This is a genomic window from Streptomyces sp. NPDC003943, from assembly GCF_053605265.1.
Window position 1 is genome coordinate 1 of the sequence record NZ_JBSGIW010000081.1, and the last position, 26,194, is coordinate 26,194.

Annotated in this window: 23 protein-coding genes and 1 pseudogene; 13 read left to right on the forward strand and 11 right to left on the reverse strand. The window is 74.1% G+C overall.

Annotated features, from left to right (window positions below; all coding sequences use genetic code 11):
* The 4 genes from ACWEV0_RS27715 to ACWEV0_RS27730 form a co-directional block, all read left to right on the forward strand.
* Positions 1 to 752, forward strand: a 752-nt coding sequence (locus tag ACWEV0_RS27715; protein ID WP_453152232.1) for a discoidin domain-containing protein, incomplete at its 5' end; no start/stop codon positions are given.
* Between the two features lie 97 nt (positions 753 to 849).
* Positions 850 to 1,884: a questin oxidase family protein gene (locus tag ACWEV0_RS27720; protein ID WP_453152233.1), complete on the forward strand. Its 1,035-nt coding sequence runs from the start codon at positions 850 to 852 to the stop codon at positions 1,882 to 1,884.
* A gap of 176 nt (positions 1,885 to 2,060) precedes the next feature.
* Complete coding sequence (locus ACWEV0_RS27725; protein ID WP_453152234.1) at positions 2,061 to 2,465, forward strand: STAS domain-containing protein; 405 nt, start codon at positions 2,061 to 2,063, stop codon at positions 2,463 to 2,465.
* Positions 2,462 to 2,953, forward strand: coding sequence for an ATP-binding protein (locus ACWEV0_RS27730; protein ID WP_453152235.1), 492 nt, complete (start codon positions 2,462 to 2,464; stop codon positions 2,951 to 2,953). The genes ACWEV0_RS27725 and ACWEV0_RS27730 overlap by 4 nt, the downstream gene beginning before the upstream one ends.
* Here ACWEV0_RS27730 and ACWEV0_RS27735 read toward each other — a convergent pair.
* The gene (locus ACWEV0_RS27735; protein WP_453152236.1) at positions 2,889 to 3,779 is read right to left on the reverse strand and encodes a SigB/SigF/SigG family RNA polymerase sigma factor; all 891 of its coding nucleotides are present in this window, start codon (positions 3,777 to 3,779) and stop codon (positions 2,889 to 2,891) included. The genes ACWEV0_RS27730 and ACWEV0_RS27735 overlap by 65 nt on opposite strands.
* Before the next feature lie 141 nt (positions 3,780 to 3,920).
* Between ACWEV0_RS27735 and ACWEV0_RS27740 the strand changes: the two genes are divergently transcribed.
* Positions 3,921 to 4,340, forward strand: a complete 420-nt coding sequence (locus ACWEV0_RS27740; protein ID WP_453152237.1) for an ATP-binding protein — start codon at positions 3,921 to 3,923, stop codon at positions 4,338 to 4,340.
* Between the two features lie 49 nt (positions 4,341 to 4,389).
* Positions 4,390 to 7,398, forward strand: a complete 3,009-nt coding sequence (locus ACWEV0_RS27745) for a HAMP domain-containing protein (protein WP_453152238.1) — start codon at positions 4,390 to 4,392, stop codon at positions 7,396 to 7,398.
* Here ACWEV0_RS27745 and ACWEV0_RS27750 read toward each other — a convergent pair.
* Positions 7,370 to 9,682 carry a SpoIIE family protein phosphatase gene (locus tag ACWEV0_RS27750; RefSeq protein ID WP_453152239.1) on the reverse strand — a complete coding sequence of 771 codons (2,313 nt, stop codon included), beginning with the start codon at positions 9,680 to 9,682 and terminating at the stop codon, positions 7,370 to 7,372. The genes ACWEV0_RS27745 and ACWEV0_RS27750 overlap by 29 nt on opposite strands.
* Positions 9,683 to 9,804: 122 nt before the next feature.
* Complete coding sequence (locus ACWEV0_RS27755; protein ID WP_453152241.1) at positions 9,805 to 11,199, reverse strand: rhodanese-like domain-containing protein; 1,395 nt, start codon at positions 11,197 to 11,199, stop codon at positions 9,805 to 9,807.
* A 202-nt stretch (positions 11,200 to 11,401) separates the two neighbouring features.
* Here ACWEV0_RS27755 and ACWEV0_RS27760 point away from each other — a divergent pair, with 202 nt between their 5' ends.
* A complete protein-coding gene (locus tag ACWEV0_RS27760) occupies positions 11,402 to 12,643 on the forward strand; it encodes an MFS transporter (protein ID WP_453152242.1) in 1,242 nt (413 codons plus the stop codon).
* 91 nt (positions 12,644 to 12,734) lie between these two features.
* Positions 12,735 to 14,086 (forward strand): annotated as a pseudogene (locus tag ACWEV0_RS27765) (esterase-like activity of phytase family protein).
* Positions 14,087 to 14,224: 138 nt separating this feature from the next.
* On the opposite strand, the gene ACWEV0_RS27770 reads toward ACWEV0_RS27765, so the two are convergent.
* The 3 genes from ACWEV0_RS27770 to ACWEV0_RS27780 form a co-directional block, all read right to left on the reverse strand.
* Positions 14,225 to 14,980, reverse strand: a complete 756-nt coding sequence (locus ACWEV0_RS27770; RefSeq protein ID WP_453152243.1) for an alpha/beta fold hydrolase — start codon at positions 14,978 to 14,980, stop codon at positions 14,225 to 14,227.
* 85 nt (positions 14,981 to 15,065) lie between these two features.
* Entirely contained in the window at positions 15,066 to 15,674 is a 609-nt protein-coding gene (locus ACWEV0_RS27775) for a phosphoribosylanthranilate isomerase (protein WP_453152245.1), read from the reverse strand.
* Positions 15,675 to 15,770: 96 nt separating this feature from the next.
* Positions 15,771 to 16,637, reverse strand: a complete 867-nt coding sequence (locus tag ACWEV0_RS27780) for an RNA polymerase sigma-70 factor (protein ID WP_453152265.1) — start codon at positions 16,635 to 16,637, stop codon at positions 15,771 to 15,773.
* 244 nt (positions 16,638 to 16,881) lie between these two features.
* Here ACWEV0_RS27780 and ACWEV0_RS27785 point away from each other — a divergent pair, with 244 nt between their 5' ends.
* Positions 16,882 to 17,367, forward strand: coding sequence for a carboxymuconolactone decarboxylase family protein (locus tag ACWEV0_RS27785; RefSeq protein ID WP_453152246.1), 486 nt, complete (start codon positions 16,882 to 16,884; stop codon positions 17,365 to 17,367).
* Positions 17,368 to 17,441: 74 nt separating this feature from the next.
* Here ACWEV0_RS27785 and ACWEV0_RS27790 read toward each other — a convergent pair whose 3' ends face one another.
* Positions 17,442 to 18,614 (reverse strand): hypothetical protein, encoded by a 1,173-nt coding sequence (locus tag ACWEV0_RS27790; protein WP_453152247.1) that lies wholly within the window; start codon positions 18,612 to 18,614, stop codon positions 17,442 to 17,444.
* Between the two features lie 256 nt (positions 18,615 to 18,870).
* Here ACWEV0_RS27790 and ACWEV0_RS27795 point away from each other — a divergent pair, with 256 nt between their 5' ends.
* Together ACWEV0_RS27795 and lysA are read left to right on the forward strand one after the other, a co-directional pair.
* On the forward strand, positions 18,871 to 19,206 hold the full coding sequence (locus ACWEV0_RS27795; protein ID WP_453152248.1) for an SAV_915 family protein: 336 nt from the start codon (positions 18,871 to 18,873) through the stop codon (positions 19,204 to 19,206).
* An 11-nt stretch (positions 19,207 to 19,217) separates the two neighbouring features.
* Positions 19,218 to 20,561: a diaminopimelate decarboxylase gene (lysA, locus tag ACWEV0_RS27800; protein WP_453152249.1), complete on the forward strand. Its 1,344-nt coding sequence runs from the start codon at positions 19,218 to 19,220 to the stop codon at positions 20,559 to 20,561.
* Between the two features lie 18 nt (positions 20,562 to 20,579).
* Here lysA and ACWEV0_RS27805 read toward each other — a convergent pair whose 3' ends face one another.
* Together ACWEV0_RS27805 and ACWEV0_RS27810 are read right to left on the reverse strand one after the other, a co-directional pair.
* On the reverse strand, positions 20,580 to 21,524 hold the full coding sequence (locus ACWEV0_RS27805; RefSeq protein ID WP_453152250.1) for a PhzF family phenazine biosynthesis protein: 945 nt from the start codon (positions 21,522 to 21,524) through the stop codon (positions 20,580 to 20,582).
* The gene (locus ACWEV0_RS27810) at positions 21,521 to 22,204 is read right to left on the reverse strand and encodes an esterase/lipase family protein (protein WP_453152251.1); all 684 of its coding nucleotides are present in this window, start codon (positions 22,202 to 22,204) and stop codon (positions 21,521 to 21,523) included. The genes ACWEV0_RS27805 and ACWEV0_RS27810 overlap by 4 nt, the downstream gene beginning before the upstream one ends.
* Before the next feature lie 188 nt (positions 22,205 to 22,392).
* Here ACWEV0_RS27810 and ACWEV0_RS27815 point away from each other — a divergent pair, with 188 nt between their 5' ends.
* Complete coding sequence (locus tag ACWEV0_RS27815; protein WP_403790176.1) at positions 22,393 to 23,838, forward strand: glyceraldehyde-3-phosphate dehydrogenase; 1,446 nt, start codon at positions 22,393 to 22,395, stop codon at positions 23,836 to 23,838.
* Here ACWEV0_RS27815 and ACWEV0_RS27820 read toward each other — a convergent pair.
* A complete protein-coding gene (locus ACWEV0_RS27820) occupies positions 23,774 to 25,222 on the reverse strand; it encodes an MFS transporter (protein ID WP_453152252.1) in 1,449 nt (482 codons plus the stop codon). The two genes, ACWEV0_RS27815 and ACWEV0_RS27820, sit on opposite strands and share 65 nt — an antisense overlap.
* 69 nt (positions 25,223 to 25,291) lie before the next feature.
* Complete coding sequence (locus ACWEV0_RS27825) at positions 25,292 to 25,630, reverse strand: ArsR/SmtB family transcription factor (protein ID WP_451609232.1); 339 nt, start codon at positions 25,628 to 25,630, stop codon at positions 25,292 to 25,294.
* A gap of 105 nt (positions 25,631 to 25,735) precedes the next feature.
* Here ACWEV0_RS27825 and ACWEV0_RS27830 point away from each other — a divergent pair, with 105 nt between their 5' ends.
* The gene (locus ACWEV0_RS27830) at positions 25,736 to 26,191 is read left to right on the forward strand and encodes a tellurite resistance TerB family protein (RefSeq protein ID WP_453152253.1); all 456 of its coding nucleotides are present in this window, start codon (positions 25,736 to 25,738) and stop codon (positions 26,189 to 26,191) included.
* Positions 26,192 to 26,194: the final 3 nt, after the last annotated feature.

Genomic DNA, 26,194 nt, shown 5'->3' on the forward strand with positions numbered 1-26,194 from the left:
GGCCGGATCCCGCGCCGGCCCCGGCGGCGACCGTGCGGTGCCCCAACTGCGGCACCGAGAACGCGGCCGGCCGCACCCTCTGCGTACGGTGTGCGCTGCTCCTCGACCCGGGGCCGCCGCCTCCGCCCAGGCCGCCGTGGTGGCGCCGGCTGCTGCGCCGCAGGCCCCGGCAGGCGCCGGTCGCGGGGACCCGCCCGCGCCGGGCCTGGCGCCGGCCGCGGGTCGCGCTGCCGCTGACGCTGCTCGCCCTGGCCTGTGCCGTCTGGTTCGGCCTGCCGCACGTGCGGAGCCTGCTGGGCCTGGCCCGGGACGAGACGGGCACGCCCGAGTCGCTGCCGCCCACGGCCGTCCGGGCGTCCAGCGCGCTGAAGGACCATCCGGCGAGCGCGGCCTTCGACGGGTTCAACAACCGCTACTGGGCGCCGGAACGGCCCGGCGCGACACTGGAGGCGGAGTTCGGGGCGCCGGGCGTCAAGATGACGAAGCTCCTGGTGTTCGGGGGCGCGTCGGCGAAGAAGGACGAGTTCCTGACCCAGGCCCGCCCGGCCCGCCTCCGCGTGGAACTGGTCACGGCGGACGGCGACACGTCGACCCACGAGGTGACGCTCAGCGACCAGCCGGGCCAGCAGACCTTCGACCTGCGCGGCTCGCGGGTGACGAAGGTCCGGATCACGCCGGAGAGCTGGTACGGGACGGGCCACGGGCACCGGCTGGCGGTGGCCGAGGTCGAGTTCTACGGCCATCGGAGCTGAGCACCACATGCCTCCGGGCCCTGGGCCGGCCCCGGGCCCCGGACCTAGGCCCTCCGGCCGTTCCGCGCGGCCGGGTCCCCCTCGTACGGTCACTGCCATGACGACGACAGGATCGGACACCACCGGGACCCTCGACGAAGCCCTCGAACGACTCCACGCCCACGGCCCCGAGCGGCTCGGCCGGCTCACCAACCACGCGCCGATGGCCGTCGAGGCGCTCGCCTCGCACGGGCAGGCGCGGGCGGTGCACCGCTGGCTGGACCTGTACGCGCCGAGACTTGAGGACTTCCCGTCCGCCGTCGAACCGGTCACGGCCGCCAACTGGCCGGCGGCGCTGGGCGATCCGCGCCGCGCCGCCGACTGGATCGCCCACTTCGGGCGCGAACTCGCCGACCGGCCCTGGCGCGACGTGCTCGCCGAGTGGTGGCCGCGGCTGCTGCCCGGCATGTACGGCGGCTCGACGCACCCGGTGATCCGCGTCGGCCACGCCGTCCGCACCCTGCTCGCCGCCGGGCCGGCCGGCCCCACCGCGCCGCGCCTCGCCGAACTCGCGCACGGCCTCGGCTACTGGGCCGCCCGCCACCGCCCCGTCACCGGTCTCACCCCGCTGCCCGGCGCCGTCCGCGCGGCCGACGCCCTCGACGCGGTGCCGCTCATCGCCGAGCAGGCCGGCGGCTTCCCCGACCGGCTGGCCCGCGTCCGCCGCCTCCCGGTGTGGGCGCCGTCGGTCACCGACCCGGACGCGACGTACGAGCACCTCGCCGAACTCGTCCGGGCCGCCACCCACCGCTACGCCACCCACGGCCACGGCGAGGAGACCATGCTCGTCCACGCGGCCACGGCCCCGAACGCCGTCCTCCGCGCCCTCCCCGCCCTCCCCCGCGCCCTGTGGGCCCCGAGCCTCGCCGCCGCCTGGACCGCCTCGGCCGCCGTCACCGCCATGTACGCCCCCACCACCGCCGTCACCCCCGCTTCGCCCGGCTCCCTCACCCCCGAGGACGTCTTCGCCCGCGCCCTCGCCCACGGCGACGAGCACGTCATCAAACTCACGGACACGGCCCTCGACGTGGGCGACGGACAAGCCCTCGCGGCGGCCCTGCGCGCGATCGAGCTCAGCGAGCCGCTGCGCTAGGCCAGGGCGTGCCTCGCGGGGATGTCCGCCGCATAAGCGGCTCCGTACGGGGCAGCCGCGTGGAAGGTACCGACACTCCAGGATCGCGCCGTCCCCGCCTTCGGCCGACGATGGGGATACCTCGACGATGGGGATACCTGCAGTGGGACGCGGAGGGACGAAGGGAGGCCCTGCCCATGGGTGCCTTGGCCGACGACGGCTACGCGGGGCGGCTGGCCGTGCGGGTGCTCGATCCCCCGCGGGAAGGGGGCGGGCCCGACGGGGGGACCGTGGTGCTCGCGCTGTCGGGGGAGCTGGACCATGACACCGCGGCGCCGCTGAAGGAGGCCCTGGCCGGGCAGAGCGGGACGCGGCGGGTCGTGGTCGACTGCGCGGGGCTGCGGTTCTGTGACTCGACGGGGCTGAACGTGCTGCTCAGGGCCCGGCTGCGGTTGCTGGACGGGGGCGGGCGGCTCGATCTGGCAGGGCTCGGCCCGCCGGTGGACCGGATGTTCGAGATCACGGGGGCACGGTCGGTGTTCCGCGTGTACGAGAGCACCGCCGCCGCGCTCGCCGACGCGTCGGCGGCGGAGGGGTCATGACGGCGCCCCGGCCTGTCGAGGACCAGGTCAGGCGGCTCACCCTGGAGGGCACGAGCGGGGCGGTGACGCGGTGCAGGGACTTCACGGCGGCGGCGCTCGCCGAGTGGGGCTGGCTGCCCGCGGCGACGCCGGAGGGCCGGGAGCGGGCGGAGGACGTGCTGCTCCTCGTGTCGGAGGTCGTGACGAACGCGTGTCTGCACGCGGGCGGGCCCGAGGAACTGGTGCTGCGGCAGTCGGCCGGTGCCATGGGGCGGCTGCGGGTGGAGGTGTCCGACCCGAGCCCGGTGCGTCCGCGCGCGCACGTGCCGCGCTCCCCCGGGCTGCCGGGCGGCCACGGTCTGATGGTGCTCGACCGGCTGGCCGGTGCCTGGGGTTCGGTGGACAAGGCGGACGGCGCGCCGGGGAAGGTGGTGTGGCTGGAGGTCAGCCGTCCGACGCCGCCGCCGTGGCGCGTGCCGCCGTACGGTCCTCGAGGAGCCCGGTCTTGAGTTCGTCGAGGATCCGGGCGAGCAGCCGGGAGATGTGCATCTGGGAGAGGCCGAGGCGTTCGCCGATCTCCGCCTGGGTGAGCTCCTCGCCGAAGCGCAGGGAGAGGATGCGCCGGTCGCGCTCGCCGAGCCGGGCGATGAGCGGCCGCAGCGAGGCGAGGTTCTCGATCAGCTCGTACGAGGAGTCCTGGGCGGCGAGCAGCCGCAGATAGGTGCGCGGGGTCTCGCTGTCCTCGTCGAGGGCGCCCTCCAGGGAGCGGGCGGTGTAGCCGCGCGCGGCGAGTTCGCCTTCCGCCACCTCGGCCTCGCTCACCTGCAGGTGCTCGGCGAGTTCGGCGCGGGTCGGGCGGTGGCCGAGGCGCTGTTCCAGCGCGTCGGCGGTCCTCGCGAGGTCGATGCGGAGCTCCTGGAGCCGGCGTGGCACCCGTACGGCCCAGCTGGTGTCACGGAAGAATCGTTTCATCTCGCCGACGACCGTCGGCAGCGCGAAGGCGGAGAACTCGATGCCCCGCTCCGGCGCGAACCGGTCGATGGCCTTGATCAGGCCGATGGTGCCGACCTGGACGATGTCCTCGATGTCCTCGGGCCGGTGCCGGAAGCGCCGGGCGGCGAAGCGGACCAGGCTGAGGTTGAGCTCCACGAGCGTGTTGCGGACGTACGCGTGCTCGGGTGTGCCCGGCTCCAGTTCGCGCAGCCTGGTGAGGAGCGCGGCGGACAGCGTCTGGGCGTCGTCCGTGGAGACCCGGGTAGGGCGGTCGATCTCGGGGAGGCCGGCCAGCGCGGCGCGCCGGGTGGACGCGTCCTGGCCGACCGTCGGGGTAGCCATATCGCTCCTTCGACGGTGCGAGCGTCCCGTGAGGAACGTCCTGAGAAAAGGATTCCCGTCCTGTCCTCTTTGACACGGATTAATGCGACTTGGTTGGTTATCGGGCGGTTTGACACGCCCTGCACCGGAAAGTCGCCATCTATGACCCTGCGCTACGACCTGACGGACCGGCCCGGAATCGTCGCGGAATGCCGCAACCTCACCCGGCGGGCCCTGCACGCCTGGTTCGGGCCTGCCGGCGCACCGGACCGGCAGCCCGTGGCGGACGCCCTGCTGCTCGTGTCCGAACTGGTCGCCAACGCCCGCAGGCACGGCGGCGTCCCGTACGAGCTGCGGCTCGACCGGTCCCTGCGCGCGGTGTGGGTGCAGGTCAGCGACACCAGCCCGCACCGCCCCCGGCCACAGAGCCCGCACCGGGCCGACCGCCCCTCCGGGCACGGGCTCTACCTCATGGAGCGGCTCGCCGTGCAGTGGGGCTCGCTGCCGAGGGGCCGGGACGGCAAGACGGTGTGGTTCGAGATGGACATACTCCCGCAGGCCGCCCGAACCGGCCGGACCTAGAGTGGACGAGGAGGGAGACCCCTATGAGGTCATGCCCACGAGGTCCTTCATGACAGAACGCACGCCACCCCCCGACCCCGCGGCTCCGCCGCCCGGCCCGGACGCGCTGCGGCGCCTGCTCGCCGGGCTCACCGCCGTACGGGACGGGGATCTGTCGGTCCGGCTGCCGGAGGGCGCGAACGGGCTCCCGGCCGAGATCGCGACCGTCTACAACGACATGGTCGACCGGCTGTCGCTGCTCACCTCCGAGGTCACCCGGGTGGCCGGCGAGGTCGGCGGACAGGGGCTGCTCGGCGGGCGGGTGCACGAGCCGCGGGCGCGCGGGGTGTGGCAGGAGCTCACCACCGGCGTGAACACGATGGCGGACAACCTGACCTCGCAGGTGCGCTCGATCGCCCAGGTCGCCACCGCGGTCGCCCGCGGCGACCTCACGCAGAAGATCCGGGTGGAGGCGCGCGGCGAGATCCTGGAGCTGAAGGAGACCATCAACACGATGGTCGACCGGCTGTCCTCCTTCGCCGAGGAGGTCACCCGGGTGGCCCGCGAGGTCGGCACCGAGGGCAAGCTGGGCGGACAGGCGCGGGTGCGCGGGGTGTCGGGCACCTGGAAGGACCTCACCGACAACGTGAACTCGATGGCGGACAACCTGACCAACCAGGTCCGCAACATCGCCCAGGTCACGACGGCGGTGGCGCAGGGCGATCTGACCAGCCGGATCGACGTGGCGGCGCGCGGCGAGATCCTGGAGCTCAAGACCACCATCAACACGATGGTCGACCAGCTGTCGTCGTTCGCGGCCGAGGTGACCCGGGTGGCCCGCGAGGTGGGCACGGAGGGCAAGCTGGGCGGGCAGGCGGAGGTGGAGGGCGTCTCCGGCACCTGGATGCGGCTCACCGAGAACGTCAACGGGCTCGCCGGGAACCTGACCCGGCAGGTGCGGGCCATCGCCGAGGTGACCAGTGCGGTCGCCGAGGGCGACCTGACCCGCTCGATCACCGTCGAGGCACCCGGCGAGGTCGGCGAGCTGCGCGACAACATCAACGCCATGGTCGAGTCGCTCCGGGAGACGACCCGGGCCAACGAGGAGCAGGACTGGCTGAAGACCAACGTCGCCCGGATCACGGCGCTGTTGCAGGGCACCCGCGGGCTCGACGAGATCGCCGAGCTGATCATGGCGGAGGTGCCACCGCTGGTCTCGGCGCAGTACGGCGCCTTCTTCGTCGTCGAGGAGCACGGGACCGGCGGAGAGCGCGAGGGTGAGGAGGCGTCGGTGCCGGTGCTCGCCATGGCCGCCGGCTACGGCCTGCCGGTCGCCGACGCGGTCGCCGACGCGGTCACCACCGGGTCCGGCCGCACACGCCGTTACCGCCTCGGCGAGGGCCTGGTCGGGCAGGCCGCCCGTGACCGGCGCACGTTGCTCGTGGACCCGGTGCCCGAGGGGTACGCGACGGTGTCCTCGGCCGTCGGGGCCGCCGAGCCCGCGGCGCTCATCGTGCTGCCGATCGTGGTCGAGGAGCAGCTGCTCGGCGCGGTGGAGCTCGCCTCCCTGCATCCCTTCGGCGCGCTCCAGCGCGACTTCCTCGACCGGTTCGTGGCGAGCGCCGGGGCGGCGCTCAGCTCCCTGATCGCCAATCTGCGCACCGACGAGCTGCTCGCGCAGTCGCGCAGTCTCGCCGACGAACTCCGCTCCCGCACCCAGGAGTTGCAGGCCCGGCAGCAGGAGCTCCAGCGTTCCAACGCCGAGTTGCAGGAGAAGGCGGCGCTGCTCGCCGAACGGAACAAGGACATCGAGTCGAAGAACCGGGTCATCGAGCAGGCCCGGCAGGAACTGGAGGCGCGGGCCCAGCAGTTGTCGCGCGCCTCGATGTACAAGTCCGAGTTCCTCGCCAACATGAGCCACGAGCTGCGCACCCCGCTCAACAGTCTGCTGATCCTGGCCCGGCTGCTCTCCCAGAACGCGGAGGGGAACCTGACGGAGAAGCAGGTCGACTACGCGGAGGTCATCCACTCGGCCGGTTCCGACCTGCTCCAGCTCATCAACGACATCCTGGACCTGTCCAAGGTGGAGGCGGGCAAGATGGAGGTGCGGCGCGAGCCGTTCGCGCTGTCGCAGCTCCTGGAGTACCTGGAGACGACGTTCGGCCCGGTCGCCGACGAACGGGGCCTCGACTTCACCGTGACCGTCGCCCCCGACGTACCGGCGCACCTGACCACCGACGAGGCGCGGCTGCGGCAGGTGCTGCGCAACCTGCTCTCCAACGCGCTGAAGTTCACCGAGCGGGGACGGGTCGCACTGACCGTCGGGCACACCCCGCCGGACGAGATCCCGGCGGCGCTGCGGGACGCGGTGCTGCGCGAGGGGTGGCCGGTGCTCGCGTTCCGCGTCACGGACACCGGGGTCGGCATCCCGCCGGACCGGCTGCGGCACATCTTCGACGCGTTCCAGCAGGGCGACGGGACGACCGCCCGCGAGTACGGCGGGACCGGGCTCGGCCTGTCGATCAGCCGGGAGGTGGCGACGCTGCTGGGCGGCACGATCGAGGTGGAGAGCAGGCAGGGCGAGGGCAGCAGCTTCACCTTCCATCTGCCGGAGCCGGCGGCGCCGCGGGCACCGGCGGAGCCGCAGACCACGGTGGACGCGCAGACCACCGACGCGACACCCGCCCCCGTCCTCGACCGGTCCGGCGGCGCCACCGTCCTGGTGGTCGACGACGACACCCGCAACGTCTTCGCGCTCACCCAGGTCCTGGAGGCGCACGGCCTGCGGGTGCTCACCGCGGACGGCGGACGGCGGGCCATCGACCTGCTCGCCGCGGGGCACCGGGACGTCCGGCTGGTCCTGATGGACGTGATGATGGCCGGCATGGACGGCTACCAGGCCATCGAGGAGATCCGGCGGCTGCCCGGCCGCACCGGGCTGCCGGTCATCGTGGTGACGGCGAAGGCGATGCCGGGCGACCGGGCGCGGGCCCTGGAGGCGGGCGCGGACGACTATCTCGCGAAGCCGGTGGACGAGGCGGAGCTGATGGTCAAGGTCCGTCACTGCCTGGGTAGTTGACGAGGTCATCGGGCGGCTTCCGTTCGTCGTCCCCGCCCGGCGGCGGCTCGCCGGGGCCGCGCACCTGGACCGCGACGATGCTGGTGTCGTCGTCGGTGTCGCCCAGCGCGGTGCCGAGCAGCCCGTCCACGAGCAGATCCAGGCTCCCGCCGCCGGCGGACAGCCGCCCGGCGGCCGTGACGAGCCGGCCGAGCCCGGCCCCGAGACCGTCCTGGCGGCGCTCGATCAGACCGTCGGTGTAGAGCAGCAGGGTGTCGCCGGGGCGCAGGGCGGTGTGCTGTTCCTCGTACGTGTACGACGGCACCGCGCCGAGCAGGACGTCCGCCGGCGGTTCGAGCAGCCGGGCCCGGCCGTCGCGGACGAGGAGCAGCGGCAGGTGGCCGGCGCTGGACCAGACGAGTTCGCCGTCCTCGGGGTCGTACAGCCCGCACACGGCCGTGGCGGTGGATCCGCCGCCGGTGCGGAGGGTGACCTCGTTGAGCCAGCTCATCAGCTGTCCGGGCGGGCGGCCGGTGAAGGCGAGGGCACGCTGGGCGTTGCGCAGGGCGACCATGCCGGTGACGGAGTCGATGCCGTGCCCGGCGATGTCGCCGACGGCGACGAGCACCTTGCCGGTGGGCAGCGGCAGCACGTCGTACCAGTCGCCGCCGACCTGGTACTCCTCCGCGGCCGGCCGGTAGCGGGCGGCGACGGTGAGACCGCCGGGCAGCTCGCGCAGGGCGGTGGCCTCGGGGACGATGGCCTGCTGCAGCTGGAGGGCGAGCTGGTGACGGAGTTCGGCCTGGTCACGGACGGCGGTGAGGTGGTCGAAGGTGGCGGTGAGGGCGAGCTCGGTGCGGCGGGTCGCCGAGACGTCCTGGTAGACGCCGACGAAACCGGTGACCGTGTCGCCCTTGAGCAGCGGCTCCGCCGCCACCCGCACATGGCGCACCGAACCGTCGGGCAGCACGATGCGCAGCACGGTCTGGGCGCCGGAGCGGCGGTCCGTGAGCGTGCGCAGGAGCGCGGTGAGCGCGTCGCCGTCCTCGCGGTGGAGCCGGCTGCGCAGCGCGAGCAGCGGCAGCGGCGCCTCGTCGCGTGCCATGCCGAAGATGCCGTACGCCTGTTCCGACCAGACCGTCTCGCCGCCGGTCAGGCTGTCCTGGAAGGTCGCGACGCTCTGCAGCCGGGACACGGCCCGGCCGGTCGCGATCCCCGGATCGCCCGAGGTGTGCCACGCCACGACGGCCCGTTCGGGTCCGGCCGGCACCACCCGCACGTCGAGGAGCGGGCCGGGCGGGCCGGGCGCGCGCCCGGGCGGCAGGTGGGCGGCGTGCTGCGGGTGCCGGGTGCGGCGGGCCCGCTGCACCAGCCGGGCCAGCTCGCCGTGGGCGTGCGGGAACAGCCGCGCCAGCGACCGGTCGTCCGCCGGCACCACCCCGCCGACCGCCGCCGCCGCGGCCTCGTTGGCGTGCTCCGCGAGCAGCACCCCGGTCATCGGATCGGCCCGCACGAGCACGCCCGGGTGGGCGAGTGCGTCGAGGACGTCCACCAGCACCGGTACGTCCGCCCCCGCCCGCTCCGGCCGGTCGAGCACCGCCACCGCCACCTCCATGAGGCCGCCGACCGCCCGCCGCAGCCCGGCGTCGAACCGCACCGAGTCGGGCCAGCCGATCAGCGCCACCCCGACGGCCGCCCCGCGCCGGCGCAGCGGCAGCACGGCCCGGGCGGCGCCCGGCAGCGGGGCGAGGTCGAGGCCGCCCTCGGGGCCGGCCTCCAGCCAGGCCGGGGCGCCGTCGGCGAGGGCCTCGCGGAAGGGCTCCGGGACGGCCGGCGGGATCCACTGCCAGGCCGTGGCCTCCGTCGCGCCGACCCCGGCATGCCCGACGAGCCGCAGGCCCCCGGCCTCGGAGCAGCGCCACAGCCACAGACTCTCGGCGCCGAGCGGCGCGAGCCCGGTCTCCAGAAGCGTGCGCGCCGCGTCCCGCGCGTCGTCCGCGACCTCGGCCGCCGCGGCGGTACGGCGCAGCCGGCGGGCGAGAGCGGGCGGTTCCTCGACCGGGGTGACCCGGGGATCGCCGGGCCCCGCGATGCCGTTCACGACGTCCGCGGCGAGATCGCCGACCGAGAGCCCGGTCGCGGCGGCGAGGGCGGTCAGGTGCTCGCTCGCGTCGACGGTGGAAAGGCCCAGCTGGGCGGCGAGCACCCCGGTCGCAAGATCGATCAGATGCCGCCGGGCGGCCTCGGCCCGCAACCGCCGGTTCTCGGCGGCCAGCCCGGCGAAGACGCCGACGGGACCGGTCACATTGACCTCCGGAACGGGCGCTCGTACCCCTTCGGAGTCTACGCCCGGACCGTACGGGCAATCGCTCGCGCCGCAGCCCGTGGGCACATGGGACGGCGCCCGCTGCACGGCCCCCGCTTCCCTCAGCGCGCGACTGCGGCGCCGTCCTCCGCGAGGGCCCACGCCGTGTATCCGCCCAGGAGGTCGGAGACGTCCGTGAAGCCGTGGTGCCGCAGCAGGCTGCTCCCGATGGCGGAGCGGTGGCCGCCCGCGCAGTGCACGACGAGCGGGCGGTCGGTGGGGAGTTCGGCGAGTCGCCCGGGGAGTTCGGCGAGCGCGATGTGCACCGCGCCGGGGACGACGCCGTTCGCCTCGCGTTCGCCCTCCGTGCGGACGTCCACCACCACCGGCGGCGCCTCGCCTCCGAGGACGGCCCTCAGCTGCGCGACGGTGACGCGGCTCGCGGGAATGACCTGGTCGGCGAGTGCCACGAGCGCGTCCTCGGGGCTCCGGAGGTAGCCGGCGACGCGGTCGAAGCCGATCCGGGCGAGCCGGGTGACGATCTCCTCCTCGCGGTTCTGCGGAGCGATGACGACGAGTTCGGCGGCCGGGTCGAGGACGGTGCCGGCCTGCTCGGCGAAGCGGCCGTCGGCGGGCACGTTGAGCGCGCCGCGGAAGTGACCGGCGGCGAAGTCCTGCGGATCGCGGGCGTCGACCACGACCGCGCCGCGCTCCCGCAGCGCGGCGAAGTCGGCGAGCCCCAGCGGCCGGGCGGCCGCCGTCAGGTCGTAGCGGGCGCGGTCCCTGCGGTTGAGCTCGGCGTCGTACGCGAAGTAGCCGGGCGCGGCGGACTGGCCGGCGGTGACCAGGGCGACGAAGTCCTCGCGGCTCATCGGCGCGCAGGCGTAGTTGGTGGCGCGCTGTGCGCCGATCGTCGACTGCTTCTCGGTGGACAGGTTCTTGCCGCAGGCCGAGCCGGCGCCGTGCGCGGGGAAGACGCGGACCTCGTCGGGCAGGCCCATGAGCTTGTGCTGGACGCTGTCGTGCAGCATCGCGCCGAGTTCCTCGGCGGTGACGCCGGAGGAGGCGAGCAGGTCGGGGCGGCCGACGTCGCCGATGAAGAGGGCGTCGCCGGTGAGCACGCCGTACGGGACGGGGTCGGCGGCGTGCTCGTACACGAGGACGCTGATCGACTCGGGTGTGTGGCCGGGCGTCTCCATGACCTCCAGGACGACGTCGCCGAGCGCGATGCGCTCGCCCTCCGCGAGCTTGCGGATGGGGTACTCCGTCTCGGCGCGCCGCCCGTAGCCGATCCAGGCGCCGGTCTCGTCGGCCATCTCCAGGTGGCCGGCGACGAAGTCGGCGTGGAAGTGGGTGTTGATCACGCCGACGACGGTGAAGCCGCGGGCGCGGGCGTCGGCGAGGTACTCGGAGACGTCCCGGCGCGGGTCGACGACCACGGCCTGACCGGTGGTCTCGTCCGCGATCATGTACGAGGCCTGGGAGAGGCAGTCGAGGTAGTACTGGCTGAAGAACACGGCGGATCTCCGTTGCGTCGGGCCCAAGAGGCGACTCTTCATACCCCCCTGGGTATCTGAACCCGACCGTAGACCCGGCCCACCGTCCGCGTCAAATACCCCCTGGGGTATAACCTGCCCCAGCGCGGTTCCGCACCGCTGACGACGTAGGTTTCGGACATGTCGGCCTTCACGCCGGCATCCGGGAGAGGAAGATTCGGCGATGGAACAGCTCCGCCTCGGGCTGCGCGAGAACCGCGCACAGTTCGCGCTGCTCGTGGTCGTCACGGCGGCGGTGGGCGGGCTCGTCGGTCTGGAGCGGACCACGGTGCCGCTCATCGGGACCGAGGTCTTCGGGCTCGGGAGCGACCTGGCCGTCTTCTCGTTCATCATCGCGTTCGGCCTCACCAAGGCCCTGACCAATCTGGCCGCCGGCGCCCTGACCGCCCGCTTCCGGCGACGCCAACTGCTGCTCACGGGCTGGCTGATCGGCGTCCCCGTGCCCTTCGTGCTCGCGTACGCGCCGACCTGGGGCCTGATCGTGGCGGCGAACGTCCTGCTCGGCGTCAACCAGGGGCTGACCTGGTCGATGACCGTCAACATGAAGATCGACCTGGTCGGCCCGGCTCGCCGGGGCCTGGCCACCGGGCTCAACGAGGCCGCCGGATACGCGGCCGTGGGCGCCACCGCGCTGCTCACCGGCTATCTCGCCACCGCGTACGGGCTGCGGCCCGTGCCCGAGCTCATCGGCGTGGTCTTCGTGGCGGCCGGGCTCGGCCTCTCGCTCGTCGTCCGGGACACCGCCGGGCACGTCGCCCTCGAACTCGCCCAGCACCCGGCCTTGCCAGGGGCCGGGCGGCCGCACCTGCGGGAGACCTTCGTACGGACCTCGTGGCGCGACCGCTCGCTGCGCGGCGCCAGCCAGGCCGGTCTGGTCAACAACCTCAACGACGGCCTGACCTGGGGCGTCTTCCCGCTGCTCTTCACCGACCACGGCCTCGGCTTCGCCGCGATCGGCCTGATCAAGGGCCTCTACCCGCTGCTGTGGGGCTTCGGCCAGATCCCCACCGGCCATCTCGCGGACCGCATCGGCCGGAAGCCGCTGATCGTCACCGGCATGCTCGTCCAGTCCCTCGGCTTCGTCCTCGCGCTCGTCCTGCTCGACCGCCCGCTGCTCGCCGGTGTCCTCTCGGCGGTGTTCCTGGGCCTCGGCACGGCGATGGTCTACCCGGCGCTCCTCGCCTCCGTCTCCGACCACGCCCACCCGGCCTGGCGGGCCGGCGCCCTGGGCACGTACCGCTTCTGGCGGGACCTCGGCTACGCCGTGGGCGCCCTCCTCGCGGGAGTCCTCGCGGACCTCCTCGGCCTGAACGCCACCGTCGTCGCCGCGGCCGTGCTCACCGCGCTGTCGGGCCTGGTCGCCGCTCACTTGATCAGCGAGCACCCCTCCGTCCGCCGCACCTGAAACCGGGTCAGGATCCGCCCGCCACCCCCGATTCACCCGCCCATCCCCGGGCCGCCACCCTCGGCTCACCCGCGGCGATCACGATCCGGCCATGACCAACGCCTCTCGTGTGCCCCGTGCGCTCCGGCGCCCGGCCGCCGTCGTACTGCCGCTGTCCGCCGCGCTCGCCCTGACCGCCGTCGCCTGGCCGGCCGAGGGCGCGCCGGCCCACGACTCCGACGGGCCCCGGGTGGTGTCCACCGCCACCCTGCCCGACATCCCGCTGGCGGCGTTCAGCAACCGGCTGCTGCCCGGCAGCGTCGCCGACGACCGCGGGATCGACCTCGGCGGCATCGGCAGCGACCTCTACCCGGCGGAGCGGCCCGGCGAGTTCTGGACCGTCACCGACCGCGGGCCGAACGGCCAGACGGCCGTCGGCAAGGAGAAGCGGCGCACCTTCCCGGTGCCCGGTTTCGACCCGGCCATCGTGCGGATCCGTGCCGTCGGCGACCGCATCGAGGTCCTGGAGGCCCGCTCACCACCGCCTCCGGCCGCGCCGTGACCGGACTGCCGAACCAGCCGGGCCGCGACGAGGCCCCGTACGACTACGCCGCCGCCACCCCGCTCGCCTACGACCCGAACGGCCTGGACACCGAGGGCCTGGTGCGGGACCGGGACGGCAGCTTCTGGCTGGCCGACGAGTACGGTCCCTCGCTGGTGCACGTCTCGCCGCGCGGCCGGGTACTCGCCCGGTACGTGCCGCAGGGACTCGGCCTGACCGGGGCCGACTACCCGGTGGTCGAGGCGCTGCCGTCGATCTACCTCAAGCGGAAGGTCAACCGCGGCTTCGAGGGCCTGGCCCTGCTGCCCGACGGAGACCTGGTGCTCGCGCTGCAGAGCCCGCTGCTCAATCCGGACAAGGCGAGCGGCGAGGAGTCCCGGACCACCCGGCTGCTCCGCTTCTCGCCGCGCAGGGGCGAGGTCACGGGCGAGTACGCGTACCGCTTCGACCCGGTCGGGGTGGTCGAGCCCGGCCAGACCAGGACCTCGGAGCTGAAGATCTCCGCGCTCGTCGCGCTCGGCGGCGACCGGCTGATGGTGGAGGAGCGCACGGACAAGGCCGCGCGTCTCTACGAGATCCGGCTGCGGCACGGCTCGGACATCCTGGGTTCCGCCTGGGACGCGGCCGGCACCACGCCGACCCTGGAGCAGCTGGCCGACCCGGCGGCCGCGGGCGTGCCGGTGCCGGCCAAGCGTCTCGTGGTCGACCTGGGCGCGCTCGACGGCGTCCCCGGCAAGATCGAGGGCATCACGGTCGAGGGCTCCCGGACGCTGGTGCTGCTCAACGACAACGACTTCGGGATGACGGACGGCAGCGGCGCCTTCGACGCGGCCGGCCGACTGGTCGACAGCGGCGTCGAGACCGAGCTGGTGCGGGTGCGCCTGGACCACCCGCTGCGCTGACCCGTCCACCACCCCCGTCCCCGTCCTGGCCCTTCAAAGAGAGCACACCCGCACCCTCGACGAGTACGAGTCGCCGGCCGCGTCGGTGGCCGGACTGCTCACCCGCGGCCGGCGCGAGGCCCTGGAGTTCGGCATCCGCTACGGGCGGATGACGGTCGGCTCCTGGCGCTGGAGGGCGGACCGGGAGCCGGAGTCCGGCGACGCCACCGCCTGGACCGTCGCCGCCTGGGCGAGGACGCGGGCCAGTTCGCGGGGGCGGGTGGTCATCGGCCAGTGCCCGGAGTCGATGTCGACGTACTCGACGTGCGCGGCCCCGGCCAGCTCCGGGCTCTCGCCTACTGCTATCCACTCCTTGGCCTGTGCCGGCGTGAACTCGGGGCAGACGACCACGACCGGCACGTCGAAGCGGCGCTCGTCGGTCAGGCGCACCACGCCCGTGACGACCGCCTCGGGGACGGGGAGCGCGGCGGCCGCGAGGCGGTCCCGGGTCTCCTGGTCGAGGTCGGCGGCGTCCGGTCCCTCGAAGGGGCCCCAGCCCGGGAACGGCATGGCGCCGTCCTCGATCGGGAAGAACGGCGCGTACGCCCGCCCGTCGGGGGCGGGGAAGCCGCCGATCAGAGCGACCTTGGCCACCTTCTCCGGGCGCGCGTCGGCGGCCAGCCAGGCCAGGCTCGCCGCCGCCGAGTGCCCCACCACCAGCGGCTGCCCGTCGGCCGCGTCGACGGCGGCGAGCACGGCCGCGAGCTGGTCGTCGAGCGTGGCGGAGGCGGCGCCGTCGCCCTGGCCGGGGAGGGTGAGCGGCACGGGACGGTGACCGAGCGCGGTGAGCTCGGGCACGACGGCGTCCCAGGCGGAGCCGTCGAGCCACAGGCCGGCGATGAGCAGGATGTCCACGGTCGTTACCCCCGGAGCGAGTGCGGATCTTTCTCTTCGCCCCGCACGCTAGCGCCCGGGTCTGACAACGCCCCGCGACACCGGGTCAGACGGTGGCCTTCGCCGCGGCGACGAACGCGCGGATCCGGTCGTGGTCCTTCACTCCGGGCGCCGACTCGACGCCGCTGGACACGTCGACGCCCCACGGGCGGGCCTGGGCGATGGCCTCGGCGACGTTCTCCGGGTCGAGGCCGCCGGCCAGGAGCCACGTCCCTTCGGGACGTGCCCGGTCGAGCAGCGACAGGTCCCAGCGCGCCCCGGAGCCGGCGCGGGGCGAGTCGAGCAGCAGGACCTCCTCGCCGTGGGCGCCGACGCGGGTGTCGGGCCGCTCCTTGAGCGAGGTGGCCCGCCACAGCCGCGGGAAGACCCGGGCGGCGGCCGCGAAGTCCTCCGCGCCGTAGTGGCCGCCGTGCAGCTGGAGGGCGCCGAAGCCCATGTCCCGGGCGAGCCCGGCGGCCTCGACGGCGGGCGTGTCGTTGACGACGAGGACGGTCAGCGCACCGGCCGGCGCGTGCGCGGCGAGCCGCGCCGCGTGTTCCCGCTCCAGACCGCGGACGCTGGTCCCGCTGATGACCAGACCGATCGCGTCGGCGCCGGCCTCGACGGCCACGTCGATGTCGGCGGTCGTGGCGAGCCCGCACACCTTGACGAACACTGTCTCTCCTCTGCCTTCTGCGGCCCGGCGGCTCCGCCGAGCCTACCCGCCGGGCCCCCGGGGGCCGGGGCCGGCGGCGGGCCCGGCCGGCCGGAGTCAGCGGCCGAGGGGCGCCTCCTCGCCGATCCGCGAGAGCTTCTCGGGGTTGCGCACCGCGTACAGGCCGGTGACCAGGCCGTCGTCGACGCGGATCGCCATCACGGTGTCGGGCTCGCCGTCGAGGTGGACGACGAGCGCCGGGCAGCCGTTGATCTGGGCGGGCCTGAGGGTGGCGACCGCGGCGATCCGGGCGAGCACGGCGACCACCCGCTCGGCTCCGACGACGGGTTCCAGCGCGGCCCGTACGACCCCGCCGCCGTCGGTCAGCAGGACCACCTCCGGTGCGATCAGGTCGAACAGGCCCTGGAGGTCGCCGGTCTCGACGGCGTGCCGGAAGGCGTCGAGGGCGCCCCGGGTCTCGGCCGCGGAGACCGCGCCGCGCGGGCGGCGGGCGGCGACATGGGCGCGGGCCCGGTGGGCGATCTGCCGGACGGCGGCCGGGGTCTTGTCGACGGCCTCGGCGATCTCGTCGTACTCGAGCCCGAAGACCTCCCGGAGCACGAACACCGCGCGTTCGGTCGGCAGCAGCGTCTCCAGGACGAGGAGCATCGCCATGGAGACGCTGTCGGCGAGTTCGACGTCCTCGGCGACGTCGGGCGCGGTGAGCAGTGGTTCGGGCAGCCAGGGGCCGACGTACGACTCCTTGCGGCGGGCGAGGGTGCGCAGCCGGGTGAGGGCGAGCCGGGTGGCGATCCTGACGAGGTAAGCGCGCCGCTCCCGTACGGCGTCGAGGTCGACGCCCACCCATCTGAGCCAGGTCTCCTGGAGGACGTCCTCGGCGTCGGCGGCCGAGCCGAGCATCTCGTAGGCGACGGTGAAGAGGAGGTTGCGGTGGGTGACGAAGGCGTCGGTCGCCGCGTCCATCCGGCCGCCGGGGCCGCCCTCGTGCGCGTCGTGCTCGTAGGTCACCGGCCGCTCCTGACCGTTCCGCTCTTGTCCGTTCGCTTCTGTCGGTGTCACGCGCACAGGACGCCGCCGGGTGCCGCTCTGTGACACCGGGGGGCAGTGGCGCAGGTCACTCGGCGGGGCGTGTCACGGGGCCGGGGGCGGCGGCGTCTCGTGGTCGGACAGGGCGCAAGCCCCTGTCACGACGAGTGAGGACGATGCGATGGAACCCCGTTTCAACATCATGGCCAACGAGGTCGGCGGCCGGTTCGCCAAGCGTTTCGGCAACGCGAGCCTGGTGATCATGCAGTCCGCGCTGCCGAAGTCCACGCAGGAGCTGGTGTCGGTGCGGATCAGCCAGATCAACGGCTGCGGCTTCTGCCTTGACCTGCACGTCAAGGACGCGGCGGCGGCCGGCGAGAGCCCGGTGCGGCTCGGTCTGGTGGCGGCCTGGCGCGAGTCCTCGGTGTTCAGCGAGGCGGAGCGGGCCGCGCTCGCGCTGGCCGAGGAGGGCACCCGGCTCGCGGACGCCGGCGCGGGCGTGTCGGACGAGACCTGGGCCGAGGTGCGCAAGCACTACGACGACGACCAGACGGCGGCCCTGGTGTCGCTGGTGGCCCAGGTCAACGCGGCGAACCGGCTGGGCGTGATCGCGCGCCGGCAGGGCGGTGCGTACGAGCCGGGCATGTTCGGCGACCTGTCGAGCTGAACCCGCGGCTGTGGCTGCGGCCATGACCGCGGCGGCGGGCACGGCACGGCCACGGCCTCGGCCACGACCGCCGGTCAGGCGCCCTCGGTCTCCTCCGAGCACTGCTCGGTACGGCCACCGGCGGGCTCGCCCGGAACCGGGTCCGGGTCCGAGTCGGAGTCGGAGTCCGGCCCCGGGCCTCCGTCCGGGTAGGCGTCGACGGCGTACGGATGCACGTACCGGTCGGCGTCGAACGGGGTGAACCAGCTGCCGAATCCGCCCGCCTGCCGGCGGTCCCCGTCCTCGTGGACCCGGTCCGCGAAGCGCTCCAGGGCGGCGGTGACGGCCTCGTCGAGGAGGCCGTACAGGTCGAGGGCGACGCGGGCCTGTTCGAGCAGGAGGCGGGTGACCATCTCCTCCGCCGGGCAGCCGAGGCGGCGGAAACTCCCGTCGGTGAAGCGGGTGGTGAGGGCGACGGCGGTCACCAGGAACCGGCGGGCGAAGAGTTCGTCGTAACGGGCCGCGTCCCGGGCGGGCAGCCGGTCCAGGTGCCAGAGGTGGCCCTGGCAGGCGGCGACGTCGGTGTCCTCCTCGGCCAGGGCCTGCACGTCGTCGTAGAGCTCGTCGATGAGCACCTCGGCGGCGTGCACGAGGGCGCCGGCCGCGAGGGCGGCGGTCTCGGGGGCGGTGCCGAAGACGGCCGGGTCGAAGGCGCGCAGCCGGGGCGCCATGGCCCGGAGTTCGGCCTCGGGGTCGGGGTTCTCCTCGATGACGTCGTCGTCGGGGATCCAGTCGTCCCCGGCGCTCCCGGCCACAGGGAAGCCGGGGACGCCGGGGGCTCCCGGTGTGCCGGGGCGGGCGGTGTGCCGGGCCCGGCGGAGGGCGGGGTCGCTGGGCGGGGCGTCGGGCCCGTCGGCGGCGGCGAGGCTCTCCCGGGCGCGCTCGGCGTGGAGCCTGACCTCGCTGCTGACCACCAGCCAGCCGGCCAGCGGTTCGGCGCGGTCGAGGACCTCCTGGGTCACGGCGCCGACGGCGTCCTCGGCGACCTCCAGGCTCGGCGCGGCGACGCTCACGGTGAGGACGGCGCCGCCGGGATGGGCGCCGACGGCCATGTCGAAGACGTCCACCTCCACGCCGCCGGGTCCTTCGGCGCCGGCCACGGAGCCGAAGCCGCGTTCCAGGAGGACGGCGGCTCCGACCTGCCCGAGGTCGTCCAGCTCGGGGGCGCCGTCCGGTATGCACGTTTCCACGGTCACGACGTACGTCACGACGGCAAGCGTGCCAGGTCCGGCGGCGTGGTTCGGGGCGATCCCGGGAATCCGGGCGGGAACGGACGCCGCACGCGCGGGCGGGAGGGGCGGTCCCGTGCGGGGCGCCGTCCTCGCCGGGATCGCGTCAAGGCCGCGTCAGAGGGACGTCAGGGCGGGTCCCGGACGGCCGTGGGCGGGGCATGGTTCGAGAGCGGAGTCCCGGCGCGAACGGCGCCGGGGCGCGCGTTCCAGGGGATCCAGGGGAGGAACCACCATGACCGAAGTCCTGTACGGAGACGATCCGGAGCCTTCCGAACAGGTGCCGGCCGGACGGCTCTGCGTGCCCGTCCGGCCGGTCGCCCACGGCTGCGCGGCCCGGCTCTTCCGTACCCCTCTCGGCGGCCGTACGGCAGTCGCCTTCACCACGCCCGAGCGGTTGCGGGCCGTCCTCGGCGCCGGCCACGCGTGGACCCCGCTCGCCGAGCCCGCGCTGCGGGCCCTGGTCCGGCCGCTGGGCGTCGAGGCGCTGACCGTCGACCCGGCACTGACCGCCCCGGCGCCGGGCCGGTCCCGGCTGCCGCTCCCCCACCTGCCCGTCGCGGCCCGGTAAGGGGGACAGGAATGACCGTCACCGCCCTGCCGTCGCCCGCCGCGCCCCGCCCCGACGACGACGGCCCGTCCGTCTGGCCCGCCTCGACCGCTTCGCGCCCGCACGGGCGGCTCCTGGTCGGCGGGGTCGCGCTCGACGAGATCGCCGAGAGCCACGGCACGCCGGTCTACGTCCTCGACGAGGACGAGGTCCGCGCCCGCTGCCGCGCCTACCGCGAGGCCTTCCCGGAGGCCGATGTCCACTACGCCGCCAAGGCGTTCCTGTGCCGCGCCCTCGCCCACTGGATCGACGAGGAGGGCCTGGGCCTCGACGTGTGCTCCGCCGGTGAGCTGGAGCTGGCCGTCACCACCGGCTTCCCGCCCGAGCGGATCCTCCTACACGGCAACGCCAAGTCCCCCGAGGACCTGCGGTCCGCGCTGCGCCTCGGCGTCGGCCGGATCGTCATCGACAGTCCCGCCGAGATCGCCCGGATCGCCGCCGCCGTCGGCCCGCGCGACGAGCAGCAGGTGATGCTGCGGGTCACCCCCGGGATCAGCGCGGGCGGTCACGCCAAGATCCGCACCGGTTCCGACGACCAGAAGTTCGGGCTCTCGCTGCGCGACGGGCACGCCCAGCACGCCATCGCCCGCATCCTCGACCAGCCGCGGCTGCGGCTCACCGGACTGCACTGCCACCTCGGTTCGCAGATCACCGACGTCAAGCCCTACCTGGTGGCGGTGCGGCGGCTGGTCGGGCTGATGGCCCGCACCCGCGACGCGCACGGCGTCGTGCTGCCCGAGCTGGACCTCGGCGGCGGCCACGGCATCCCCTACCGGCCCGGCGACCCCGCCCTCGACCTCACCGCCCTCGCCCGCCGGATCCGCGCCGAACTCGTCGAGAGCTGTGCGCACGCCGGTCTGCCCGTCCCCCGCCTGATCGTCGAGCCCGGCCGCGCGATCACCGGCCCCGCCGGAATCGCCGTCTACCGCGTCCTGGCCGTGAAGACCACGTCCGGGCGCGTCTTCGTCGCCGTCGACGGCGGCATGAGCGACAACCCCCGGCCGGCGCTGTACGGGGTGCGGTACGCGCCCCGGCTGATCGGCCGCCACTCGGCCGCGGCCGCCCTGCGCGCGACGGTCGTCGGCCGTCACTGCGAGGCCGGCGACATCCTCGCCGAGGACGTCCCGCTCCCCGCCGACATCCACCCGGGCGACCTGCTGGCCCTCCCGGCCGCCGGCGCGTACCACCTGTCGATGGCCTCCTCGTACAACCTGGTGGGCCGCCCGCCGGTGGTGGCGGTGTCGGCGGGCGGCAGCCGGCTCCTGGTGCGGAGGGAGACGCTGGCGGACATGCGGGCGCGTGACGTCGGAATCTGACGTCAGCCCGTCAGCCCGTCATTCTCCGGCCTTCCAGTCCGTCAGGACCTCGGCCGTGCCGCCCAGTCGGACGGCGCGGCCGGGGCCGGTGGTGGCCGTGATGGTGGCGGGGCTGCCGAGGGAGTCGCCCATGTCGACGGCGATGCGCTCGATGCCCCGGCCGGCCAGGTGGGCGGCGAGGCAGGCGGTGCTGTTGGCGTTGGCGATGTCCTCGGGGACGCCGATCGAGGGCGCGAACATCCGGGCCGCGAGCCGGCCCTCGGGATCGGGCGGCGAGTGGACGTACGCGCCGAGGAGGCCGAGGCGGTCGCAGGCCGCGCGCAGCCGGTCGAGGTCCGGGGTGAGGGCGGCGAGCGCGGCGCGGCCGGCGACGGGGACCAGAAGGCGTTCGCGGCCGACGCCCGCGACTCGGATATCGGATCCGATATCCCCCACTCCGGATCCGATATCTCCCACTCCGGATCCAACATCCCGTGTACCGGATCCGATATTCGATACATCGGATCCAACATCCGCCCGCCCCAGGCCGAGCGCGGGCAGCACCAGGGCACGCTCCTCCTCCGTGGCGCCGCGCAGGGCCACGGGCCCGGGATCGAAGGCGGCCGTGACGAGCCCGCCGCGCCGTTCGGCGTGCCCGGTGAAGACGCGCCCACCGGCCCGGAGGGTGACCCGGCAGGGCGCGAGGAGGGCGAGGGCGGCGATCGTGCCGTGACCGCAGGCGGGCAGTTCGCCTTCGGAAGTGAAGAAGCGCAGGTCGGTGACGTCGCCGTCGCGGCGGACGTACACGGCGTGCGAGGTGCCCCAGGCGGCCGGCACCCGCCGTCGTTCCTCGTCGCCCGGCGGCGGCCCGTCCTCCAGGACGACGGCCGTCGGGCTGCCCCCCGTACCGCCCGAACCTCCCGAACCACCCCCGCCGTCCCGCATGCAAGCGCGAACGATCGTGACGCGGTGGCGAGTTGTCATGCCAGGGACTCTACGACTCCCCGCCCGACCCCGTCGTCCGTGAGCAGGTCGTTGTGCTTCAGACAGCCGACCGGGCGGTTGTCCGCGCCGGCCAGCGGGACACTGTCGTCGGGGTTGATCACCTCGTCGCAGTTCGACCAGAAGGTGGTGTAGGCGACGGGGCCGGGCGTCTCGTCGCCCTCGGCGAGCCGCTTCTGCACCCAGCTGCCGGGCGTCATGTCCCGGCACGCCTGGTCCCACAGGGCGCAGGCCCAGGCGACGCCGGTGCCGTGGTTGGGTCCGGCGAGGGAGATCCAGTGGGCCACGGTGGTGGTGCCGCCCCCGAACTTCACGTACCAGCGGGTGGGCAGGCTGCCGTAGGAATGGGCGACGATGTCGACCCGGTCGGCGCCGGTGCGGCGGCGCACCTCGTCCACGTAGGCGGCGAAGCGGCCGGCGAGGACCTCGTTGACGGACTGGTGGGTGTCGTAGCCCCACCGGAAGATCTCGTCGTCGCCGTACCCGGCGGTCCGCAGCCGCGCGTCGAGGCTGCCCCAGACGCCGGGGTCGGCGTTGTAGCCGTGCACGAGGATCACGGGCCGGTGGCCGGTGGCGGCCCGCGCCGGGGTGGTCCCGGGGCCGGCGAGCAGCGCGGTCAACGCGACCGTCAGGGCGAGGAGAGCGGTGGCTGAGCGGCGCATCGACGGGCCTCCAAGACGGCCGGCTTTGACGGTTGACGGAGTGTCAGACGCTCGACGCCGGGATGTTACCGCCGGGAACCCTCATGTCACACCCCCGTGTCCAGGACCACACAGGACCCCCCTGCCGCCCATCAGAGGGGACGGGTTAGCATTTGAGCACTGCCTAGCTCGATCGAGAGATGCTTTCTGTGACTGTCAACGAGGACTCGTTCACAAACTGGAAGAACCGCGAGGAGATCGCGGAGTCCATGATTCCGATCATCGGGAAGCTGCACCGGGAGCAGGACGTCACCGTCCTCCTGCACAGCCGCTCCCTGGTGAACAAGTCGGTGGTGAGCATTCTCAAGACCCACCGATTCGCCCGCCAGATCGACGGCGAGGAGCTGTCGGTCACCGAGACCATGCCGTTCCTGCAGGCGCTCACCACCCTCGACCTGGGCCCCTCCCAGATCGACATCGGCATGCTGGCCGCCGACTACAAGACGGACGACCGCGGACTGTCGGTGGCGGACTTCACCGCCCAGGCCGTCGCGGGCGCCACCGGCGCCAACAAGATCGAGCGCGGCGAGGGCCGTGACGTCGTCCTGTACGGCTTCGGCCGCATCGGCCGGCTCGTCGCCCGCCTGCTCATCGAGAAGGCCGGCTCCGGCAACGGCCTGCGCCTGCGCGCCATCGTCGTCCGCGGCGGCGGCGACCAGGACCTGGTGAAGCGCGCCTCGCTGCTGCGCCGCGACTCGATCCACGGCCAGTTCCAGGGCACGATCACGGTCGACGAGGCGAACAGCTCGATCGTCGCCAACGGCAACACGATCCGCGTGATCTACGCGAACGACCCGTCCGAGGTCGACTACACGGCGTACGGCATCGACAACGCCATCCTGATCGACAACACCGGCAAGTGGCGCGACCGCGAGGGCCTGTCGAAGCACCTGCGTCCGGGCATCGACAAGGTCGTCCTGACCGCCCCGGGCAAGGGCGACGTCCCGAACATCGTGCACGGTGTCAACCACGACACGATCAAGCCGGACGAGCGCGTCCTGTCCTGCGCCTCCTGCACCACCAACGCCATCGTCCCGCCGCTCAAGGCCATGGACGACGAGTACGGCGTGCTGCGCGGTCACGTGGAGACCGTCCACTCGTTCACGAACGACCAGAACCTGCTGGACAACTACCACAAGGCGGACCGTCGCGGCCGCTCGGCGCCGCTCAACATGGTCATCACGGAGACGGGTGCCGCCTCCGCCGTGGCCAAGGCGCTGCCCGACCTGAAGGCTCCGATCACCGGCAGCTCGATCCGCGTCCCCGTCCCGGACGTCTCGATCGCCATCCTGAGCCTGCGCCTGGGCCGCGAGACCACCCGCGACGAGGTCCTCGAGTACCTCCGCGACGTCTCGCTGCACTCGCCGCTGAAGCGCCAGATCGACTTCACCACGGCCCCCGACGCGGTCTCCATGGACTTCGTCGGCTCGCGCCACGCGTCGATCGTGGACGCCGGCGCGACCAAGGTCGACGGCGACAACGCGATCCTGTACCTGTGGTACGACAACGAGTTCGGCTACTCGTGCCAGGTCATCCGGGTCGTCCAGCACGTCTCGGGCGTCGAGTACCCGACCTTCCCGGCCCCGGCGGTCTGAACCGCCCGGACCTGAGGACACCGACCGGACGGCGGTGGGGCCCTGCCCCGCCGCCGTCCGGCGTTTCCGGCCACCGGTGATGGAGCGCGTCGATGTGGAAGACGTGCGCGTGCGCCCCCGCACCGGCGAGGTGCGGATGGCCGGCGGGCAGCTCGGGGTGGGTGTGCGGCAGCGCCGCCGGGTCGGTACGGGGCCAGAGCCGGGCGGCGGCGAGCGCGGCCAGCAGCGCGAGACCGCCGAGGACCGCCGCCGGGAGCACCGGTCCGGCGCCGCGCGAGACGAGCCGTCCGGCCAGCGGATAGGTGAGCAGCCAGCAGGCGTGCGAGAGCGAGAACCGGGCGGCGAAGGCGGCCGGGAGGTCCGCCGGATCGGCCGACCGGCGCAGCAGCCGGCCGCTCGGGGTGAGCACCGCCGAGGTCGCCGCCCCGGCGAGCAGCCACGCCCCGAGCAGCCCGGCCCAGGCCGCGGTGCCGTGCCCCAGGGTGAGCGCGAGGGCGAGCATGCCGAGCACCGCGGGCAGGGCGAGCGCCCCGGTCAGCATGACGCGCCGCTCGTCGAGCCGGTCGAGCAGCCGGGGCAGCAGCAGCGCGACGCCCATCGAGCCCGCGCCGTACGCGCCGAGCGCGAGCGGCACGTCGCCCGCCGGGCGCCCGAGCGTCACCCGGACCAGGGTGACCGTGCCGACCGGGACCAGGGCCCCGGCCGCGGCCACCGCGAGATCGAGGGCGAGCAGGGCGCGCAGCCGTGGGGTGGCGAACATCAGCCGGGCGCCGAGGAGCACCCGGGAGCCGCTCCGTTCCCCGGAGCCGTGGGCGGGCTTCGGCAGGCGCAGGGTGAGGACGAGCAGCGCGGAGGCGAGGAAGCCGGCGGAGGTGCCGGTGAACAGCCAGGGGTACGGGACGAGGGCGAGCAGCACGGCGGCGAGGGCCGGTGAGGCGAGGCTCTCCAGGTCGTAGGCGAGCCGGGAGAGCGAGAGGGCCTCGGTGTAGGCGCGTTCGCCGGGCAGCACGTCGGGGACGGTGGCCTGGAAGGCGGGGGTGAAGGTGGCGGAGGCGGCCTGGAGCAGCAGCACGAGGCCGTAGATCTGCCAGACCTCGGTGACGAAGGGCAGTGAGAGGGCGATGCCCGCGCGCAGCAGGTCGAGCGAGACGAGCAGGGTGCGCCGGGGCAGCCGGGCGGCGAGGACTCCGGCGAGCGGGGCGAACGCCACGTACGCGACCATCTTGAGCGCGAGGGCGGTGCCGAGCACGGCGGAGGCGTCGGCGCCCGCGAGGTCGTACGCGAGCAGCGACAGGGCGACGGTGGCGAGGCCCGTGCCGACGAGGGCGACGACCTGGGCCGCGAACAGGCGCCGGAAGGCGGGGGTGCGCAGCACGGAGAGCACGCTTCCACGGTAACGGATGCGTGCATGGTTGCGCACACGTTGACGTGACGGCCTGGGCGGCCGGCCGTCTCAGTCGTGCCAGGGCTCGCCGCTCACCTCGTGGTCGGCGCGGTTGATCGCCTCGACGACGAGCCGCTTGAGATGACCGTCGGGCATCGCGTACACGACCCGCCGGCCGTCCTTGCGGGACTGGACGAGGCCGCCGATCCGCAGCTTGGCGAGATGCTGGCTGACCGCGGGGCGGGCGGCGCCGCACGCCTCGGTCAGGGCGGTCACGTCGGCCTCGCCCTTGGTGAGCAGCCACACGAGCTGGAGGCGGGTGGGGTCGGCGAGCAGCGCGAAGACGGCGGCGGCGGCCGCGAGTTCACGGGCCCCGGGGGTCCGCTCATGCGTTTGGGGTTCCGGCACCTCCTCATCGTAGGCAGCGGCGCGGAAGACCGGGGAACTCCCCGTCGCCCTGCTACGTTCTACAGACACGTAGAAGTTGATCGACGACGTCAGGAGTACATCGACATGGCCCTGTGGGACCGCATCAAGGAATCCGCGGCATCGATGCAGACCCAGCTGCTCGCGACGAAGAACGACCTGAAGAGCGGCGCCTTCCGCGACGCGAGCATGGCGATGTGCGCGCTCGTCGCGGCGGCCGACGGCACGGTCGACGCCTCCGAGCGGCGCCGGGTCGCCCAGCTCATCGCGACCAACGAGGTGTTGCAGAACTTCGACGCGGCGGATCTGCAGCGCCGCTTCGAGGCCAATCTGGACAAGCTGGCCGCCGACTTCGACCTCGGCAGGGTCAGCGTGCTCCAGGAGATCGCCAAGGCGAAGAAGAAGCCGGCCGAGGCCCGCGCGGTCGTGCAGATCGGCATCGTCATCGGCGGCGCGGACGGCGACTTCGACAAGACCGAGCAGGGCGTGGTGCGGGAGGCGTGCTTCGCGCTCGACCTGCCGCCGCACGAGTTCGACCTGTAGGGG

What these genes read in the sequence shown, in the direction of transcription:
- ACWEV0_RS27805 (WP_453152250.1), bottom strand. Translation starts at nt 21,524, where the DNA reads ATGACAACTCGCCACCGCGTCACGATCGTTCGCGCTTGCATGCGGGAC.
- ACWEV0_RS27730 (WP_453152235.1), top strand. Translation starts at nt 2,462, where the DNA reads ATGACGGCGCCCCGGCCTGTCGAGGACCAGGTCAGGCGGCTCACCCTG.
- ACWEV0_RS27810 (WP_453152251.1), bottom strand. Translation starts at nt 22,204, where the DNA reads ATGCGCCGCTCAGCCACCGCTCTCCTCGCCCTGACGGTCGCGTTGACC.
- ACWEV0_RS27745 (WP_453152238.1), top strand. Translation starts at nt 4,390, where the DNA reads ATGACAGAACGCACGCCACCCCCCGACCCCGCGGCTCCGCCGCCCGGC.
- ACWEV0_RS27760 (WP_453152242.1), top strand. Translation starts at nt 11,402, where the DNA reads ATGGAACAGCTCCGCCTCGGGCTGCGCGAGAACCGCGCACAGTTCGCG.
- ACWEV0_RS27720 (WP_453152233.1), top strand. Translation starts at nt 850, where the DNA reads ATGACGACGACAGGATCGGACACCACCGGGACCCTCGACGAAGCCCTC.
- lysA (WP_453152249.1), top strand. Translation starts at nt 19,218, where the DNA reads ATGACCGTCACCGCCCTGCCGTCGCCCGCCGCGCCCCGCCCCGACGAC.
- ACWEV0_RS27795 (WP_453152248.1), top strand. Translation starts at nt 18,871, where the DNA reads ATGACCGAAGTCCTGTACGGAGACGATCCGGAGCCTTCCGAACAGGTG.
- ACWEV0_RS27740 (WP_453152237.1), top strand. Translation starts at nt 3,921, where the DNA reads ATGACCCTGCGCTACGACCTGACGGACCGGCCCGGAATCGTCGCGGAA.
- ACWEV0_RS27735 (WP_453152236.1), bottom strand. Translation starts at nt 3,779, where the DNA reads ATGGCTACCCCGACGGTCGGCCAGGACGCGTCCACCCGGCGCGCCGCG.
- ACWEV0_RS27725 (WP_453152234.1), top strand. Translation starts at nt 2,061, where the DNA reads ATGGGTGCCTTGGCCGACGACGGCTACGCGGGGCGGCTGGCCGTGCGG.
- ACWEV0_RS27785 (WP_453152246.1), top strand. Translation starts at nt 16,882, where the DNA reads ATGGAACCCCGTTTCAACATCATGGCCAACGAGGTCGGCGGCCGGTTC.
- ACWEV0_RS27830 (WP_453152253.1), top strand. Translation starts at nt 25,736, where the DNA reads ATGGCCCTGTGGGACCGCATCAAGGAATCCGCGGCATCGATGCAGACC.
- ACWEV0_RS27780 (WP_453152265.1), bottom strand. Translation starts at nt 16,637, where the DNA reads ATGGACGCGGCGACCGACGCCTTCGTCACCCACCGCAACCTCCTCTTC.